The organism is Streptomyces sp. NPDC001315 (assembly GCF_042896175.1).
Lineage (GTDB): Bacteria > Actinomycetota > Actinomycetes > Streptomycetales > Streptomycetaceae > Streptomyces.
Genome location: NZ_JBIAWZ010000008.1, coordinates 137183 through 153191 on the forward strand (window position 1 = coordinate 137183; position 16009 = coordinate 153191).

General features: G+C 71.0%; 14 protein-coding genes, 1 tRNA gene and 1 pseudogene. 7 read left to right on the plus strand and 9 right to left on the minus strand.

The annotated features are described in order from the left end of the window. Positions 1-166: 166 nt before the first annotated feature. From pfkB to ACFY16_RS23255, 3 genes are all read right to left on the minus strand, one after another. Positions 167-1114 (minus strand): 1-phosphofructokinase, encoded by a 948-nt coding sequence (gene pfkB / locus ACFY16_RS23245; RefSeq protein WP_390649069.1) that lies wholly within the window; start codon positions 1112-1114, stop codon positions 167-169. Next, a complete protein-coding gene (locus ACFY16_RS23250; RefSeq protein WP_390649070.1) occupies positions 1111-1872 on the minus strand; it encodes a DeoR/GlpR family DNA-binding transcription regulator in 762 nt (253 codons plus the stop codon). Before ACFY16_RS23250 ends, pfkB begins: the two co-directional genes overlap by 4 nt. 194 nt (positions 1873-2066) lie before the next feature. After that, positions 2067-3605: an MFS transporter gene (locus ACFY16_RS23255; protein WP_390649071.1), complete on the minus strand. Its 1539-nt coding sequence runs from the start codon at positions 3603-3605 to the stop codon at positions 2067-2069. Positions 3606-3667: 62 nt separating this feature from the next. On the opposite strand from ACFY16_RS23255, the gene ACFY16_RS23260 reads away from it, so the two are divergent. Then, on the plus strand, positions 3668-4633 hold the full coding sequence (locus ACFY16_RS23260; protein ID WP_390649072.1) for a helix-turn-helix transcriptional regulator: 966 nt from the start codon (positions 3668-3670) through the stop codon (positions 4631-4633). Positions 4634-4804: 171 nt separating this feature from the next. On the opposite strand, the gene ACFY16_RS23265 is transcribed toward ACFY16_RS23260, so the two are convergent. Both ACFY16_RS23265 and ACFY16_RS23270 read right to left on the minus strand, forming a co-directional pair. Next, positions 4805-5407: a TetR/AcrR family transcriptional regulator gene (locus ACFY16_RS23265; RefSeq protein WP_390649073.1), complete on the minus strand. Its 603-nt coding sequence runs from the start codon at positions 5405-5407 to the stop codon at positions 4805-4807. Positions 5408-5908: 501 nt separating this feature from the next. Beyond that, a complete protein-coding gene (locus tag ACFY16_RS23270; RefSeq protein WP_390649074.1) occupies positions 5909-6907 on the minus strand; it encodes an RNA polymerase sigma factor RpoD/SigA in 999 nt (332 codons plus the stop codon). Positions 6908-7111: 204 nt separating this feature from the next. On the opposite strand from ACFY16_RS23270, the gene ACFY16_RS23275 reads away from it, so the two are divergent. Next, positions 7112-7642: a GNAT family N-acetyltransferase gene (locus ACFY16_RS23275; RefSeq protein WP_390649075.1), complete on the plus strand. Its 531-nt coding sequence runs from the start codon at positions 7112-7114 to the stop codon at positions 7640-7642. Between the two features lie 43 nt (positions 7643-7685). Here ACFY16_RS23275 and ACFY16_RS23280 read toward each other — a convergent pair whose 3' ends face one another. Continuing rightward, positions 7686-8477 carry a dioxygenase gene (locus tag ACFY16_RS23280; protein ID WP_390649076.1) on the minus strand — a complete coding sequence of 264 codons (792 nt, stop codon included), beginning with the start codon at positions 8475-8477 and terminating at the stop codon, positions 7686-7688. Positions 8478-8600: 123 nt separating this feature from the next. Between ACFY16_RS23280 and ACFY16_RS23285 the strand changes: the two genes are divergently transcribed. Beyond that, positions 8601-9113 carry a MarR family winged helix-turn-helix transcriptional regulator gene (locus ACFY16_RS23285; RefSeq protein ID WP_390649077.1) on the plus strand — a complete coding sequence of 171 codons (513 nt, stop codon included), beginning with the start codon at positions 8601-8603 and terminating at the stop codon, positions 9111-9113. A gap of 106 nt (positions 9114-9219) precedes the next feature. Here ACFY16_RS23285 and ACFY16_RS23290 read toward each other — a convergent pair whose 3' ends face one another. Next, the gene (locus ACFY16_RS23290) at positions 9220-10755 is read right to left on the minus strand and encodes an MFS transporter (RefSeq protein WP_390649078.1); all 1536 of its coding nucleotides are present in this window, start codon (positions 10753-10755) and stop codon (positions 9220-9222) included. 262 nt (positions 10756-11017) lie between these two features. Continuing rightward, positions 11018-11674, minus strand: coding sequence for a TetR/AcrR family transcriptional regulator (locus tag ACFY16_RS23295; protein ID WP_390649079.1), 657 nt, complete (start codon positions 11672-11674; stop codon positions 11018-11020). 330 nt (positions 11675-12004) lie between these two features. Between ACFY16_RS23295 and ACFY16_RS23300 the strand changes: the two genes are divergently transcribed. From ACFY16_RS23300 to ACFY16_RS23315, 4 genes are all read left to right on the plus strand, one after another. Next, the gene (locus ACFY16_RS23300; RefSeq protein WP_390649080.1) at positions 12005-13303 is read left to right on the plus strand and encodes a M6 family metalloprotease domain-containing protein; all 1299 of its coding nucleotides are present in this window, start codon (positions 12005-12007) and stop codon (positions 13301-13303) included. Positions 13304-13358: 55 nt separating this feature from the next. Continuing rightward, complete coding sequence (locus ACFY16_RS23305; protein WP_390649081.1) at positions 13359-14969, plus strand: IclR family transcriptional regulator C-terminal domain-containing protein; 1611 nt, start codon at positions 13359-13361, stop codon at positions 14967-14969. 29 nt (positions 14970-14998) lie between these two features. Continuing rightward, a complete protein-coding gene (locus tag ACFY16_RS23310) occupies positions 14999-15154 on the plus strand; it encodes a hypothetical protein (protein ID WP_390649082.1) in 156 nt (51 codons plus the stop codon). Between the two features lie 100 nt (positions 15155-15254). Then, a tRNA-Arg gene (locus tag ACFY16_RS23315) sits at positions 15255-15327 on the plus strand. Positions 15328-15408: 81 nt separating this feature from the next. On the opposite strand, the pseudogene ACFY16_RS23320 reads toward ACFY16_RS23315, so the two are convergent. Next, a pseudogene (locus tag ACFY16_RS23320) lies at positions 15409-15710 on the minus strand (tyrosine-type recombinase/integrase); the annotation flags it as partial. Between the last annotated feature and the right edge of the window lie 299 nt (positions 15711-16009).

Here is a 16009-nt window from a genome sequence, read left to right on the forward strand (position 1 = left end):
ACGCGTATCGCCCGGGGAGTGGGGTGGGCGAAAAGGGGGACGGGGGTGCTGTGGGGGGAAGCGGGGGTGGTGGAGGCGGGGCCGGGGAAACCCCGCCTCCACCGGAGGACGAGGCGGCTCGGGCTGCCCGCCTCACGAGACGGCTCAAGAGACGTCGTACGAACGTTCATGACACCGGCTCCGTCAGTTCGCGGTCCGTGGGGACCTCGGCCGTCACCGTCACCGCCGCCGGGTCCAGGTCGGCCGGCGTCGGCATCATGCTGCCGGGCAACTGGACGGCGGCCGCGCCGTGCGCGACGGCGGAGGCGAGCGCCTCCGGGCCGCTGCCGCCGGCGATCAGGAAGCCGGCGAGCGAGGAGTCGCCGGCGCCCACGTTGCTGCGTACGGCGTCGACGCGCGCGCTCGCGAACCAGGCGCCCGCGCCGTCCACGAGCAGTTGCCCGTCGGCACCCAGGCTCGCGAGCACGGCGCGTGCGCCCATCTCGCGCAACTCCTCGGCCGCCTTCAGCGCGTCGCCCACGGTCGCCAGGGGGCGCCCGACGGCCTCGGCGAGCTCCTCGGCGTTCGGCTTCACCACGTCGGGCCGCTCGCGCAGCGCTTCGAGCAGCGCGGGCCCCGAGGTGTCCAGTGCGATACGCGCCCCCGCGGCGTGCGCCCGCGCGACCAGGTCGGCGTACCACGACGGCGCGAGCCCCCGCGGCAGGCTCCCGCAGCAGGCGATCCAGTCGGCGTCGCGCGACTGCGCCCGCACCGTCTCGAGGAGCAGTTCCTGCTCGGCGACGGACAGTTCGGGACCCGGCGCGTTGATCTTCGTCAGGACGCCGTCCGTCTCCGCGAGGGCGATGTTCGAGCGGGTGGCTCCGGCGACCGGGACCGGCGCCACCTCGATACCCTGCGCGTCGAGCAGGTCGGCGACGAGCGCGCCCGGCGCACCCCCCAGGGGCAGAACGGCGACCGTGCGCCGTCCGGCGGCCGCGACGGCGCGCGAGACGTTCACGCCCTTGCCACCGGGGTCCATACGCTCGCCGGTGGCACGGATGACCTCTCCACGCTCCAGCGAGGGGACCTCGTACGTACGGTCGAGGGACGGGTTGGGGGTGACGGTGAGGATCATGCGCGCACTACTTCCGTGCCGCCGCGCTCGATGACGGCGGTGTCTTCGGGGCTCAGCCCGCTGTCGGTGATCAGCAGGTCCACGTCGCTCAGGTCGCCGAAGCGGGCGAAGTGCTCCTGGCCGTGCTTGGCGGAGTCGGCGAGCAGCACCACGCGGCGGGCGGCGGCCATCGCCGCCCGCTTCACCGCGGCCTCGGCGAGGTCGGGGGTGGTCAGACCGTGCTCGGCGGAGAAGCCGTTGGCGGCCACGAAGAGAACGTCCGCCCGGATCTCGCCGTACGCGCGCAGCGCCCAGGCGTCGACTGCGGCGCGCGTACGGTGCCGTACGCGCCCCCCGACGAGATGGAGCTGCATGCCGGGGTGGTCCGCGAGGCGGGCCGCGATCGGCAGGCTGTGCGTGACGACGGTGAGCGAGGCCTCCAGCGGGATGGCCGCGGCGAGGCGGGCGACCGTCGTACCGGCGTCGAGGATCATCGTGCCCTCGCCCGGCAGTTCCGTGAGGGCCGCCTTGGCGATGCGGTCCTTCTCGTCCGTCGAGGTGGACTCGCGTTCGGCGAGGTCCGGCTCGAAGTCGAGGCGTCCGGCCGGGATGGCACCACCGTGGACCCGGCGGACGAGACCGGCGCGGTCGAGGGCCTTCAGGTCCCGGCGGATCGTTTCCGCCGTGACCTGGAACTCCTCGGCCAGCGACACCACGTCCACCCGGCCGCCGTCACGGGCGAGCCGGAGGATCTCCTGCTGCCGCTCCGGTGCGTACATATCCGTTTGCCTCCGACTGATGCCCGAACTTGTGGTTTCGCTTGGAGGCTACGCCCGGATTTCCGGAAAGTAAACAGGTTCGGACACAGGTCGGACGCAAACGGGCGTCGATGTCATGTGAAACGGCGGTGCCCGGAGGCACCGCCGTTTCACATCGGGACGAGTCGGGCCGAGTCGGGCCGCGAACCAGCAGGTCAGGAGACCAGCTCGGGCTCCCGATCCGTCCCCTCGGACTCCCGGTCCGTCACTGCGGCAGCCGTCTCCGGCGCGCCTTCCATGTGCTGCGCCGGCCGCTTCGGCAGGGCGAACATCAGCAGGAAGATGGCGGCCATCACCACGGCGACCCAGACCAGGGCGTGCTGGAAGGCGTGCACGAAGGCCGGTCCGACCTGCGCCGGGGTCAGCCGGTCGCCGATCTCGCCGAAGAAGACCACCGAGACCAGGCCGAGCCCCAGCGCGTTGCCCATCTGCTGGACGGTGTTGATCAGACCCGAGGCCGAGCCGGAGTGCTCACGCGGGACCTCCGACAGGACCGCGTCCGTCAGCGGGGCCACGATGAAGCCCATCCCCACACCCATGACCACCAGCGGAAGCGCCATCTGCCAGGAGGCGATGGACATGCCGTACCGGTCGGACTCCCAGATGTAGAGCAGCACTCCCGCCGCCATGATCAGCGCGCCCGCCTGGAGCACCTTGCGCCCGAACCGCGGGACCAGCAGCTGCACCGACATGCCGGCCGCCGCCGACACCGCGATCGAGAACGGCACCCCCGTCAGACCCGCCCGCAGCACGCTCCAGCCGAGCCCCTTCTGCATGTAGAGCGTCCAGATCAGGAAGAAGATGCCGAGGCCGACGCCGAAGACCGTCTGCACGGCGATGCCCGCCGCGAAGCTCTTCACCTTGAAGAGCGACAGCTCGACCAGCGGCGAACCGTCCCGCGCCGTCTTCTTCTTCTCGTACGCCACCAGCGCCGCGAAGACGACCAGCGCGCCGGCCATCGACACGTACCCCCACACCGGCCAGCCCAGCTCGCGGCCGCGCGTCAGCGGGTAGAGCAGCATCAGCAGCCCCAGGGTGACCAGGGCGACGCCGACGAGGTCCAGTTTCAGGGCCTTCGGGGCCTTCGACTCGGTGATGAACTTCCGGCCCAGGAGCAGCCCCGCGATGCCGACCGGCAGGTTGATCAGGAAGATCGGCCGCCATTCCAGGCCGAACAGGTTCCACTCGATCAGCAGCGCGCCGAGCAGCGGACCGGACACGGCACCCAGTCCGACGATCGCGCCGAACATGCCGAAGACCTTGCCCCGCTCGTGCGCCGGGAACGTCGCGTGCACGATCGACAGCACCTGCGGCACCATCATCGCCGCCATCCCGCCCTGCAGGATGCGCGAGGCCACGAGCATCTCCGGGTTCGTGGCGAAGCCGCAGAGGGCCGAGGCGAGGGTGAATCCGCCGATGCCGATGAGGAAGAGCCGCTTACGGCCGTGGATGTCGCCGAGCCGTCCGCCGGTGACGAGTCCGGCGGCGAAGGCCAGCGCGTAGCCGGCGGTGATCCACTGGATCTGGCTGAACGACGCGCCCTCGTCCCGCTGGATCGACGGGATGGCGATGTTGACGATCGTGACGTCGACAAGGTCCATGAAGGCCGCGGTCATCACGATGGCGAGGGCGAACCAGCGGCGGCGGTCCCCTGCCGGAGCCGAGCTGTCCACAAGGGTTTCGGTGGAGGTCATACCTTGAAGCTATGGCCCTATTAGGTCAGATCGTGTCCTAGTTCTACGGCATCCTCGAACTCATGACGACGGACACTCCGGCCCGGCTCCTCCAGCTCCTCTCCCTCCTCCAGACGCCCCGCGAATGGCCCGGCGGCGAGCTCGCCGACCGGCTCGGGGTCTCCCGCCGCACGGTCCGGCGGGACATCGACCGGCTGCGCGAGCTCGGCTATCCCGTGCAGGCGAGCAAGGGCGCCGACGGCGGCTACCGGTTGGTCGCGGGCAAGGCGATGCCGCCGCTCGTGCTCGACGACGAGGAGGCGGTGGCGATCGCGGTGGGGCTGCGGGCGGGCGCCGGGCACGCACTGGAGGGCGTGGACGAGGCGTCGGTGCGGGCGCTGGCCAAGCTGGAGCAGGTACTGCCGTCCCGGCTGCGCCACCGCGTGGCCACGCTCCAGGCCGCGACCACGCCACTGACCAGCGGGGACGGGGCGACCATCGCGCCCGAGACGCTGACCGTCATGGCCTCGACGGTGGCCGGGCGCGAGCGGCTGCGGTTCGCCTACCAGGCGGCGGACGGCACCGGGTCCCGGCGCGTGACCGAGCCGTACCGGCTGGTGTCGACCGGACGGCGCTGGTACCTCGTCGCGTACGACCTCGACCGTGAGGACTGGCGCACGTTCCGGGTCGACCGGGTGAGCGAGCCGTTCGCGACGGGGGCACGGTTCACTCCGCGGGAACTGCCGACGGGGAGTGCGGCGGAGTATCTGCGGCGGTCGATCCAACGGCGTCAGGAGGCCTACGAGTTCGAGGTCACCTTCGCCGCACCGCCCGAGGTCGTCGCGGCACGGCTGCCGGGCTCGCTCGGCGTGCCGGAGCCGTGGGAGGCGGGCGGGTGCCGGCTGCGGGGCGCGACCGGCGATCCCGTCGAGTGGCTGGCGGTGCGGCTGGCGATGGCGGGGTGCGAGTTCGAGGTGCGGGAGCCGGCGGAACTGCTCGCGTGTGTACGGGAGTTGGGTGGGCGACTCAGCCGTGCCGGGGGCGGATAGCCCCCTGACCGCCCCTTACCGGACGTGGCCCTGTTGCCCGCCCTGCTCTGCGGACGCGGCCGCCCTGCCCCGCCTCTCACTGCCGGACGCGGTCGCCGTGCCCCGCACCTCACTGTGGACACGGTCCCCCTGCCCCGCACCACTGCCGGACACGGTCCCCCTGCCCCGGCCTTACTGGACGTCCTCCCACGAAAAACCTCGTAGCGCCGCCAGGTTCGCCAGCGCCAGTGCCGCCGGCCCTTCGCCGGAGGTGGGCGCCGCGCTCCCCACCGCCCAGACCTCGACGGCCACACGTACCGCGGCGCTCGCCGTGGCGGCGGCGAACCGGAGGCGGGGGGACGTGGTGAGCCGGGTGGCAACGATGTCATCACCCTGGGCCAGCCGTCGCGCCAGGGTCTCGGTCAGCGCGCCCTCCGAGTCGTGGCACACCTCGGCCCACACCTTCCCCAGGGCGGGGCTGGCCTCGGCCAGGCGGATCAGGGTGCGGGCCCACTCCCAGGCGGCCGCCGACACTCCGATACCGGGCGTCAGGGTGTCCCGTACCGCGTGTTCGAGAGCCTGCGGCAACGAGAGCTCGGCCGGCGCCTCGCGCACCGCCTCCGCCCAGCGCTGGGCGCCGGCCGCGTAGAGCGGGGCGACGGCCTCTTCCTTGGTGGCGAAGTAGCGGTAGAAGGTGCGGGGGGCGATGCCGGCGGCCTGGGCGATGTCCTCGGCCCGGGTGGCCCGCAGGCCATGCGTCACAAAGAGGCCGGCTGCCGCCCGGGCGATCTCCATCCGAGTCGCCGCCTTGCGCCGCTCGGTCAACGAGGAAGAGGGGGCAGCGGAGGAAGAGGAAGAGCCAGAAGAAGCTGGTGTGGGGGTGGTACTCACGTTCGGCAGGCTATGCCCATGTGGCACAATCTGCCATTCGGCGGGCCACCCCGGAGTTCAGGTACGGGGTGCCCCGCCCTCCAAGCGGGCCATGCCCTGGAACACGAACGTGCCCCTGCACGAACCCACGGAGAGAGCCGAGCTCCGGCACCCGGGGGGAGGGCGCCGAAGCCCGGCTGGGAGAGTCCCGGCGCCGGGGGGATTGCGTCGGGACTTGGTTCAAGGACGGGCCACCGAGATGTCCCACGCGGCCCGAACTCCTGGGCCCTGAGGTCTTGTTCCCGGGGCACTGCCGGTTGAAGCGACGTTACATCGCCATGTTTGCGCGGGCTCTCGCCACCCGGCGTACGCCACCGCCGGGGTCGTACGCCGGATGGCGAAAACCCGCACTCACATCGACGAGCGTCAGGCCGCCGCGTCGAACCCGGTGTCGCGTGCCAGCTTCTTCAGCTCCAGCAGTGCGTGCTTCTCGATCTGGCGGATGCGTTCGCGCGTCAGGCCGTGCTCCTTGCCGACCTCGGTCAGCGTGCGCTCGCGGCCGTCCTCGATGCCGTAGCGCATCTTGATGATGGAGGCCGTGCGCTGGTCGAGGCGGCCGATCAGGTCGTCGAGTTCCTCGCTGCGCAGCAGCGTCATGACGGACTGCTCCGGCGACACGGCCGAGGTGTCCTCGAGGAGGTCACCGAACTGGGTGTCGCCGTCGTCGTCCACCGCCATGTTCAGCGAGACCGGGTCGCGGGCCCAGTCGAGCACGTCGATGACGCGCTCCGGCGTCGAGCCCAGCTCGGCGGCGACCTCCGCGGGCTCCGGCTCGCGACCGTGCTCACGGTTGAACTCGCGCTGCACGCGCCGGATCCGGCCCAGCTCCTCAACCAGGTGGACGGGCAGGCGGATGGTGCGGGACTGGTCGGCTATCGAGCGCGTGATCGCCTGACGGATCCACCAGGTCGCGTACGTCGAGAACTTGAAGCCCTTGCGGTAGTCGAACTTCTCGACCGCGCGCACCAGGCCGGCGTTGCCCTCCTGGATCAGGTCGAGCAGGGGCAGGCCACTGCGGGGGTAGCGGCGCGCCACGGCGACGACCAGACGGAGGTTCGAGCGGATGAAAACGTCCTTGGCCCGCTCTCCGGCGGCGAACAGTGCCTCGAGCTCCTCGCGGGTGGCGTCCGTGCCGGACTCCACCTCGCCGTCGAGGACATGTCGTGCGAACACACCCGCTTCGATGGTCTGGGACAGCTCGACTTCCTTTGCGGCGTCGAGCAGCGGTGTACGCGCGATCTCGTCGAGGTACATGCCAACCAGGTCGCGGTCGGCGATCTCGCCGGCATGGGCGCGAACACTGCTTGCCGCGTCGGCCGTCTCGCCGGTGGCGGACTTACGACGGGCGACGGCACGGGTTGCCATGCGTGCTCCCTTGCGATGATGGGGTCAGCGAGTGGTCCTTCGGACGCCTGACACCGCGTCCGGGACTCTTGCGGGTTTATCCGGACTCTGCTCGGGTGCCCTGCATCCAGTGGAAACAACGACTGGAATCAGGACAGAATTCCCAACCCGCCCCCCAATTTTTCTGATCATGCAGTATCCTCTGCCGCCACGGAGGGAGACAGGATGGTTTCGGAACGTACAGAGATCCAGGTCAGACCAGGAGTCGAGGCTGACCTCGAGGCCCTCACAGACCTCTACAACCACTATGTACGCGTGACGCCCATCACATTCGATACCGCCGTCTTCACTCCCGAAGAGCGCCGCCCTTGGCTGCTCTCCCACCCTGAAGACGGACCGCACCGGCTGATGGTTGCCGTGGAGGCCGGCCCCGGAGGGAACTCACAGGAGATTCTGGGTTACGCCACGTCCAGCCCTTACCGCCCGAAGGCCGCCTACTCGACCTCCGTCGAGGTCACGATCTACCTCGCCCCGCACGCCGGGGGTCGCGGCATCGGCACACTCCTCTACAAGGCCCTCTTCGAGGCCCTGGCCGACGAGGACCTGCACCGCGCCTACGCGGGCATCGCCCAGCCCAACGAAGCGTCCGTGCGGCTGCACGAACGCTTCGGGTTCCGGCATGTCGGCACCTACCGGGAGGTGGGCCGCAAGTTCGGCCGGTACTGGGATGTGGCCTGGTACGAGAAAGAGCTGTGACTCCTCCCCCAGGAGGAGCCACGGCCGCTCCCCTTCGTGAAGGTCACCCGAACTGCACCGACCGCTTCGCCATCCCCATCCAGAACCCGTCGATCACCGACCGCTGGGCGTCCAGCTCACCGGCCACGTCCGCCGCGCCCATGGTCACGAACAGCGGGGCGAAGTGCTCGGTGCGCGGGTGGGCGTAGCGGCCCGCCGGGGCCTTGTGGAGGAAGTCCAGCAGGCCGTCCCAGTCGCGCGCCTCCAGGGCGCGCCGACCCCAGTCGTCGAACTCGGACGACCAGGTGGGCACTCCCCCGCCGGCGTGCCGCAGCGCGGCCAGGTTGTGGGTGAAGAAGCCGGAGCCGACGATCAGCACGCCTTCGTCGCGCAGCGGGGCGAGCTTACGGCCGATCTCCATCAGCTTCACCGGGTCGAGGGTCGGCATGGAGACCTGGAGGACCGGGATGTCGGCGTCGGGGAACATCTCCACCAGGGGGACGTAGGCGCCGTGGTCGAGGCCGCGGTCCGGGATGTCCTGCACGGGGATGCCGGGGGCGCGCAGCAGCTTGCGTACGGACTCGGCGAGTTCGGGGGCGCCGGGTGCCCCGTACTTCACCTGGTAGTAGTGCTCGGGGAAGCCCCAGAAGTCGTAGACGAGCGGCACGGGCCGGGTGGCGCCGAGGGCGAGCGGGGCCTCCTCCCAGTGGGCGGAGACCATGAGGATCGCCTTGGGGCGGGGCAGGTCGGCGGACCAGGCGGCGAGCTGGCCGGGCCAGACCGGGTCGTCCGCGAGCGGCGGGGCGCCGTGGCTGAGGTACAGGGCGGGCATGCGCTCGTGGGTGGCGGCGGACATGACGGCGGCTCCCTCCGGAAGTCGTTCGAGAAGCTGTCCGAATGTTTGAACTCTCAAGCTTACGCGAAGACTGTAGCCTCCATTTGTTTAAGTTTCAAGGAGAGTGCTCGTACAGTGGAATCCATGAACACGGCATCCACATCACCCGCCGAGGAGCCCCAGTGGCTCACCTCCGAGGAGCAGCGCGTCTGGCGCTCCTACGTGCAGGCCACCACGCTGCTCGAGGACCACCTCGACCGCCAGCTCCAGCGGGACGCGGGCATGCCGCACATCTACTACGGTCTCGTCGTCGCGCTCGCCGAGGCCCCGGGCCGCCGGCTGCGGATGACCGAACTGGCCATGAAGGCGAAGATCACCCGCTCCCGTCTCTCCCACGCGATCGCCCGCCTGGAGAAGAACGGCTGGGTCCGCCGCGAGGACTGCCCCTCCGACAAGCGGGGCCAGTTCGCGGTGCTCACGGACGCCGGCCTCGAGGTGCTGCGACGCACCGCGCCGGGCCACGTAGCAGCCGTACGCCAGGCGCTGTTCGACCGGCTGACCCCGGAACAGCAGAAGTCCCTCGGCGAGATCATGCAGATCGTCGCCGAGGGACTCCAGCCGAACGAAGCGGGTGCGGACCTGCCCTGGCTGCGCTGAGCACGCGGCTCACGCGACCGGGGCAGGTCCGGAAGTCGTACGTACGAGGCGTCCCCTTCCTCGTACGTACGCGAGTTCCGAAGGGGTACGGCCGGGACGGCCGTCGTCAGTGGGCGATCACGGGTACCGGCAGCTCGTCCTCGACGCCCTCGCCGGAACCGCTCACCGCCGTGATGTCCGGACGGCCCGCGTTGACCAGGGTGAAAGCGATGCCCGCGGCGACGACCAGGATGCCGACGGCGAACCAGATGGCGCTGGTGTAGCCGTGCACCATGCCCTCCAGCTGGACCAGCTGCTGCTGCGGCTTGGAAGCGGCAGAGGCGATGTGGTCCTTGATGTAGGACGTGGTGGCCGAGGCGGCGACCGTGTTCAGCAGGGCGGTACCGATCGCGCCGCCCACCTGCTGCGAGGTGTTGACCATCGCGGAGGCGACACCCGCATCACGCGGCTCGACGCCCAGGGTGGCCAGGGACATCGCCGGCATGAACGCCGTACCCATGCCGAGGCCGAGCAGCAGCATGGCCGGCAGCAGCAGAGTCGCGTACGAGGAGCCGATCTCCATCTGGGTCAGCAGCAGCATGCCGACCGCGGCGGTCAGGAAGCCGGGGCCCATCAGCAGCCGCGCCGGAACGCGGGTCATCAGACGGGCGCCGATCTGGGTGGAGCCCGTGATCATGCCCACGATCATCGGCAGGAAGGCGAAGCCGGTCTTGACCGGCGAGTAGCCCTTCACGATCTGCAGGTAGTAGGTCAGGAAGAGGAACAGGCCGAACATCGCGATGATCGCGAGGCCGAGCGAGAGGTACACGCCACCACGGTTGCGGTCGGTGATCACGCGCAGCGGCAGCAGCGGAGCCTTGACCTTGGACTCGACGAACACGAAGGACGCGAGCAGCAGCACCGAGGCGACGAACAGGCCGATCGTCGTCGAGTCGCTCCAGCCCTCGGACTCGGCGCGGGTGAAACCGTAGACGAGGGAGACCAGACCCAGGGTGGACAGGACGACACCCGGGATGTCGAGCGGCGAGCGGTTGCGGCCACCGGCCGGCTCACGGATGACGAAGTACGCACCGGCGGCGGCGACGATCGCGAACGGGATGTTCACGAAGAACGTCCAGCGCCAGTCCAGGTACTCGGTGAGGAAGCCGCCGAGGATCAGGCCGACGGCACCGCCGCCGCCGGCGATCGCACCGTAGATGCCGAACGCCTTGGCGCGCTCCTTGGCGTCGGTGAACATCACCGCGAGCAGGGACAGCGCGGCCGGTGCGAGCAGTGCGCCGAAGGCACCCTGCAGGGCGCGGGCGCCGAGCAGCATCGCCTCGCTCTGCGCGGCGCCGCCGAGGGCGGACGCGGCGGCGAAGCCGATCAGGCCGGTCACAAAGGTGCGCTTGCGGCCCCAGATGTCGGCGATACGGCCGCCGAAGAGCAGCAGGCCGCCGAAGGCCAGCGCGTAGGCGGTGATGACCCACTGGCGGTTGCCGTCGGATATGCCCAGGTCCTGCTGGGCGGACGGCAGCGCGATGTTCACGATGGTCGCGTCGAGGACGACCATCAGCTGGGCGAGCGCGATGAAGGTGAGCGCTTTCCAGCGGTTGGAGTGCGCGTCGGTGGCGTCGGGGACGCTCCGGGCTGTTTGAGACATGGGGGTACCCACTTCGGGACTTCGTGACGGAAAAAGGCAAGGAGAAGGGACGGACCGTCTGCACTGCGCTGTTCAGACGGCCTCGGATCAACGGTCTTCAGACGGGTGGAGCGCGCGGAACCGATCGCGTCGCGTCACCGGGGTATCGGGATCGCCGGTCTCGGGATCACTGGTCTCGGGATCACTGGCCTCGGGATCGCCGGTCTCGAGATCGGGTCTCGGGATCGGGTCTCGGATTCGGGTCTCGGGATCGCTGTATCGCTCAGGCCTGGCGCAGGTCCTCCATGGTCACGGCGGTGCCTGGCAGGACGGATGGGGCCGGGGCCCGCAGACCGTCCAGGAACAGTTGCAGATGGCGGTGCACGAAGCGGTCGGCGCTGAGGCACCCCGTACCGGCCGGGGGCCTGCTGAGCTGGGCCACGGCGACCATCAGGTCGCCGACACCCACGTCGGGGCGGAGCTGCCCGGCCGCCCTGGCGCGGTCCATGACCTCTTCGATGACCCGCTCGACGCGCTCGCGCGCGGCTTCCAGGTCGGGGTGGTTCTTGTCGAACGTGCTGGAGACCATCGGGCACAGCGCGCTGATCCGCTCGTCGGCGGCGACGTGCACGAAATGCTCCAGCGCCGCGAAGGCGTCACCGGTCTCGGCGAGCGCGAGCTCGCCGGCCCGCACGGTACGGTCCATGACCGAGCAGACGACCTCGCGGACGAGGGCGTCGCGGTCCGGAAAGTTGCGGTACACCGTGGCATTGCCGACGCCGGCCCGGCGGGCGACTTCGTCGAGGGGCACGTCGGGCCCGAACTCCACGAACATCTCCTGGGCGGCGGTGACGATCCGCTCCCGGTTGCGCAGGGCATCGGCGCGGGGCCGGGGCGTCTTGCGCTGCACGGGGGTCGCGGTGTGCACGGCGTACTCCATGAGTCGAGTAGGGATCGAACAGGGCTGCGGTCCGGGGAAGTGACCCAGAGGCGCGATCCGGGGAAGCTCTCCCCGTTTCGCCCGGACACAGGACTAAACGGGGAAACGATCCCCGGTTATTTCCCGCACTTGAGGAGTTTTCATGTGACCTGAGTCACACGCGCTCCCCTGCTCCATCTACTGTGACCGGCATCACACTCTCATGGTCCCTCCTACCGGCGAGAAACCCACGATCGGCCCCTCCAGCGCGCGCCCGCGAGGCCACCGACACAGGGTGATCGCAGGGGTGCAGCCTGGAACCGGCGGCTGCCTGGAGTGAAGGGCCCGTCCATGCAGCCGCAGCCGGACCGTCGGATAATCGGCCGTCGGATACGCCCGCGCCGCGTGGCCGCACTCGCGTCCGTGACCGTCCTGACCTTCGTGGTCAGCACCTCGGCGGGCACCGGACACCTCACCCTGTCCCAGCGGGCCGGGGCGGGCCCGTTCTCCCTGGGCCGCGCCTCCGCCGCCCTCAGCCCCTGCATGATCCGCGGCGACAAGACCATCCAGATGTCGGAAGGCGTCCCGACCCCCCGCGACTACTCCCGCTCCACCGGCACCGTGCACGCCCTGACCCTGATGATCGACTTCTCCGACGCGGTGGGCCCGGGCGACGCGATGGACCGCTACCACGAGTTCTTCCCGCAGACCCAGGAGTGGTTCCGCACCAGCTCCTACGGCCACCTCGACTACCGCCCGGAGACGCCGGTCACCCACTGGCTGCGCATGCCCAAGCCCTTCAAGGCGTACGGCATAGAGCGCGGCGCACCGTTCGACCCCGGCTACCGCGAGCTGGTCCAGGACATCGTGGCCACCGCCGACCCGAAGGTCGACTTCCGCTCGTACGACCTCCTGAACGTGCTGATGACCCCCAACGCCGGCCCCTCCGCCCTGGACACCGTCCTGTCGGTGACCTTCGCCGGCAACAAGCAGGCGCCGGTCGCGGACGGCGTCCCGGTGGCCAACGCCTCCTTCGTCTACTCCCGCCAGGACGACGGCTCCGGCTCCTACGACCGCACCGGCTACCGCGTCCTGCCCCACGAGAACGGCCACGTCTTCGGCCTGCCCGACCTCTACACCCAGGACGGCGGGGGCGCGGTCGGCCACTGGGACATCATGAGCGAGGACTGGGGCGCCGACAACGACCTGCTCGGCTGGCACAAGTGGAAGCTCGGCTGGCTGGACGCCTCGCAGGTCAGCTGCGCGGCGCGGCACGGGACGGCCGAGTACACACTGACGCCGCTGGCCCGCAAGGGCGGCCCGAAGCTCGTCTTCGTCCCCCTCAGCGAACGCACCGGGTACGCCCTCGAGCTGCGCACCCGCGAGGGCAACGACCAAGCGGTGTGCCGGCCGGGCGTGCTGATCTACAAGGTCGACGCGGACGTCGACACCGGTATGGGGCCGGTCAAGGTGTACGACTCCCGGCGTGACTCCGGCGGCTGCACCCGCAGCCCGAACGTGCACGCGGAACTCTCCGACGCCGCCTTCACCCCGGGCGAGACCTTCAAGGACCCGGGCAAGGGGATCGTGATCCAGGTGTCCGGGGCGGACCTGGCCGGGCACTACCGGGTGCGGGTGACCCGGCGATAGGCAGGTGGGACCGGGTTTACGGTAGGCGTGCCCCGACCGCCGTACCGGAGAGCCGATGCCCGTCACCACCGCACCGCACGCCCAGGGCGCACCGCCGGACGAGGCGGTCGCGCCGCTGATCCGGGGGATCGCCGTGCTGCGGCACCTGACCGAGGCGGGCGGAACGGCCGGCCCCACCGCCCTGGAGCGCTCGACCGGGCTCGCGCGGTCCACGGTCGACCGGATCACCGCCACCCTCGCCCGCATGGGGTACGTCCGGCTCGACGGCCGGGACGCGGTGCTCGCGCCCAGGGTGATGGAGCTGGGCAACGCCTATCTGGCCGCGCTCCGGCTGCCCGCGCTGCTGGACGCCCGCGCGGACGCGCTCGCCGACGCGCTGGACGAGTCGGTGTCGCTGGCGGTCGCCGACCTCGACGGCATCCGCTTCATCCACCAGGCCACCCGGCGCCGCGCGATGTCCCTGAGCTTCCGCATCGGCGACCTGCTCCCGGCCGAACGCACCGCGCCGGGCCCGCTGTTCGCGGCCGAGTGGACGGACGCGGACTGGGACCGGTGGCGGGAGCGCCGGGCCGCTGACCCGCGGGACGCGGGCTTCACCGCCGTACCGCCCCGGGAACCGTCCGCCGGCGACGACTTCGAGCGGCGGGCCCGGCGGGCGGGACGGGACGGCTGGGCGCTGGACGACCAGCTCATCGAACCCGGGCTGGTCGCGGTCTCCGTGCCGGTGCGGGATCCCGGCTCCGGGCGGGTGGTGTGCGTGGCGAGCGTGGTGAGCCACACCAGCCGGCACTCGGCCGACGACCTGCGCGAGACACTGCTGCCCCGGCTGCGTACGGCGGTGGCGGCGATGGAGGACGACCTGCGCCAGGCGCCGCCGCCCCACGCGGGGCCGGCGCCGTCGGGTCTGGCGACCTGGACGACCGCCTCGAAGCACGAGCTGGGCCGGGAGTTCGTCGAGTCGCTGGCGCGGGGCCTGACCGTACTGACCGCGTTCGGCGAGAGCCGGTCGGCGCTGACCCTGACGGAGGTCGCGAAGGCGACGGGACTGGCCCGGGCGACGGCCCGCCGGGCGCTGATCACCTACGAGCACCTGGGGTTGGTGGCCCCGGGTCCCGACCGTACGTTCACCCTCACGCCCCGGGTGCTGGGGCTGGGCTTCCCGCCGCTGTCCCGGACGACGCTGCCCCGGCTGGCCGCGCCCCATCTGCGGGCGCTGGCCGACCTGTTGCACGAGCCGACGGCGCTGGCGGTGCTGGCGTCGGACACCGAGATCCAGTACACCGCCGGCGCCGTCGCGAGCCGCGTGCTGACCGTGGACGTCACCGTGGGCAGCCGGCTGCCCGCCCGGTCGACCTCCCTGGGCCGGGTGCTCCTCGCGGACGTCCCGGACCGCCCGGAGGTCCTGCCGGCAGAGCTCGCGGAGGTCCGGGCGCGCGGATACGCCCTGGTGGACGAGGAGCTGGAGTCGGGGCTGCGCTCGATCGCGGTGCCGGTCCGCGACCGTACGGGCCGGGCGGTCGCCGCGGTGAACGTGGCCACCCACGCGGCCCGCCGCAGCCTGGAGGAGTGCGTGACGCAGGTCCTGCCCGAACTGCGGGCGGCGGCCGACCTGATCCAGGCGGACCTGCGCACCGCGTCCCGGTTCACGCGCGTCGCGCTGTCCTGATCCGGCCCGGCGGTGTTCAGGGCCCGGACGTGTCCGGCGGGGCGGGCCCGGCTCCCCGGGCACCCCGGATCCACCTGGACCTCGTCCAGGCCACCAACCGCACCGGCCACTGGCCCGCCGCCCTCGCGAACTCGTTCGGCTTCGGCGGCCACACCGTAAGCCTCGTGCTGACCACGACCTCTTGAGCCCCCGCACTCCCCCTGCCCCCACATCCCGGATCCCCCCTCCGGCCCCGACCCACCCGCCGCCCCACCACCAGCCGCTACACTCTGGGGGAGCACCTCCGCCTTCGTAGCTCAGGGGATAGAGCACCGCTCTCCTAAAGCGGGTGTCGCAGGTTCGAATCCTGCCGGGGGCACAGAGAAAAGGGCCAGTCCAGGAGGGGTTTCCTCCCGGGCTGGCCCTTCGCCGTATCAGGCGCCGTGCCACACGCGTGCCACTATGACCGCTCGGCACCCTCTCCGGCGGACCCCGAGGCCGCTCCCCCACCGCCCCGGATCATGGCCCCGAGCCGATCGGCAATGGCCCGGTCACGATCACTGGTCATGTGCTGATAGATCAGCGCCGCGCGTGAGCTGCTGTGTCCCATGCGGGTCATCAGCTCACGCGTGCTGCCCCAGCCGTGGAGGCGAGCGTGTTGCCCGTGTGCCGCAGATCGTGAAAGTGAAGCTCGGCCGTGACGCCCGCATCCTTCCGAGCCTTGACCCAGTCGTCCCGGAAGTTGCTGCGCCGCAGCTGCCCTCAGGCTGATGAGCCGAGAACCATGAACTGGTTACCGCACGGCGGGCAGTTGAGGTCAGAACAGTGCCTCAAAGTCGCTACGCCGACCGCGTGGGCGACCCAGCCGGTGTCCGTACCCGTCGCTGGCATCGCGGCAGTCTCTGGGGAGGAAGCGATCGCAGACCCTCGAAAGCGTGGAGTGCAGCTCGCTCTGAGCCTGACATGAAGGTGGGGGCCGGACGGTCTCCCGTCCGGCCCCCACCCTGTGTTCTCGTTCGGGCAGCCCAGTCAGACTTCACGTCGTTCCGGTCCCGGCAGAG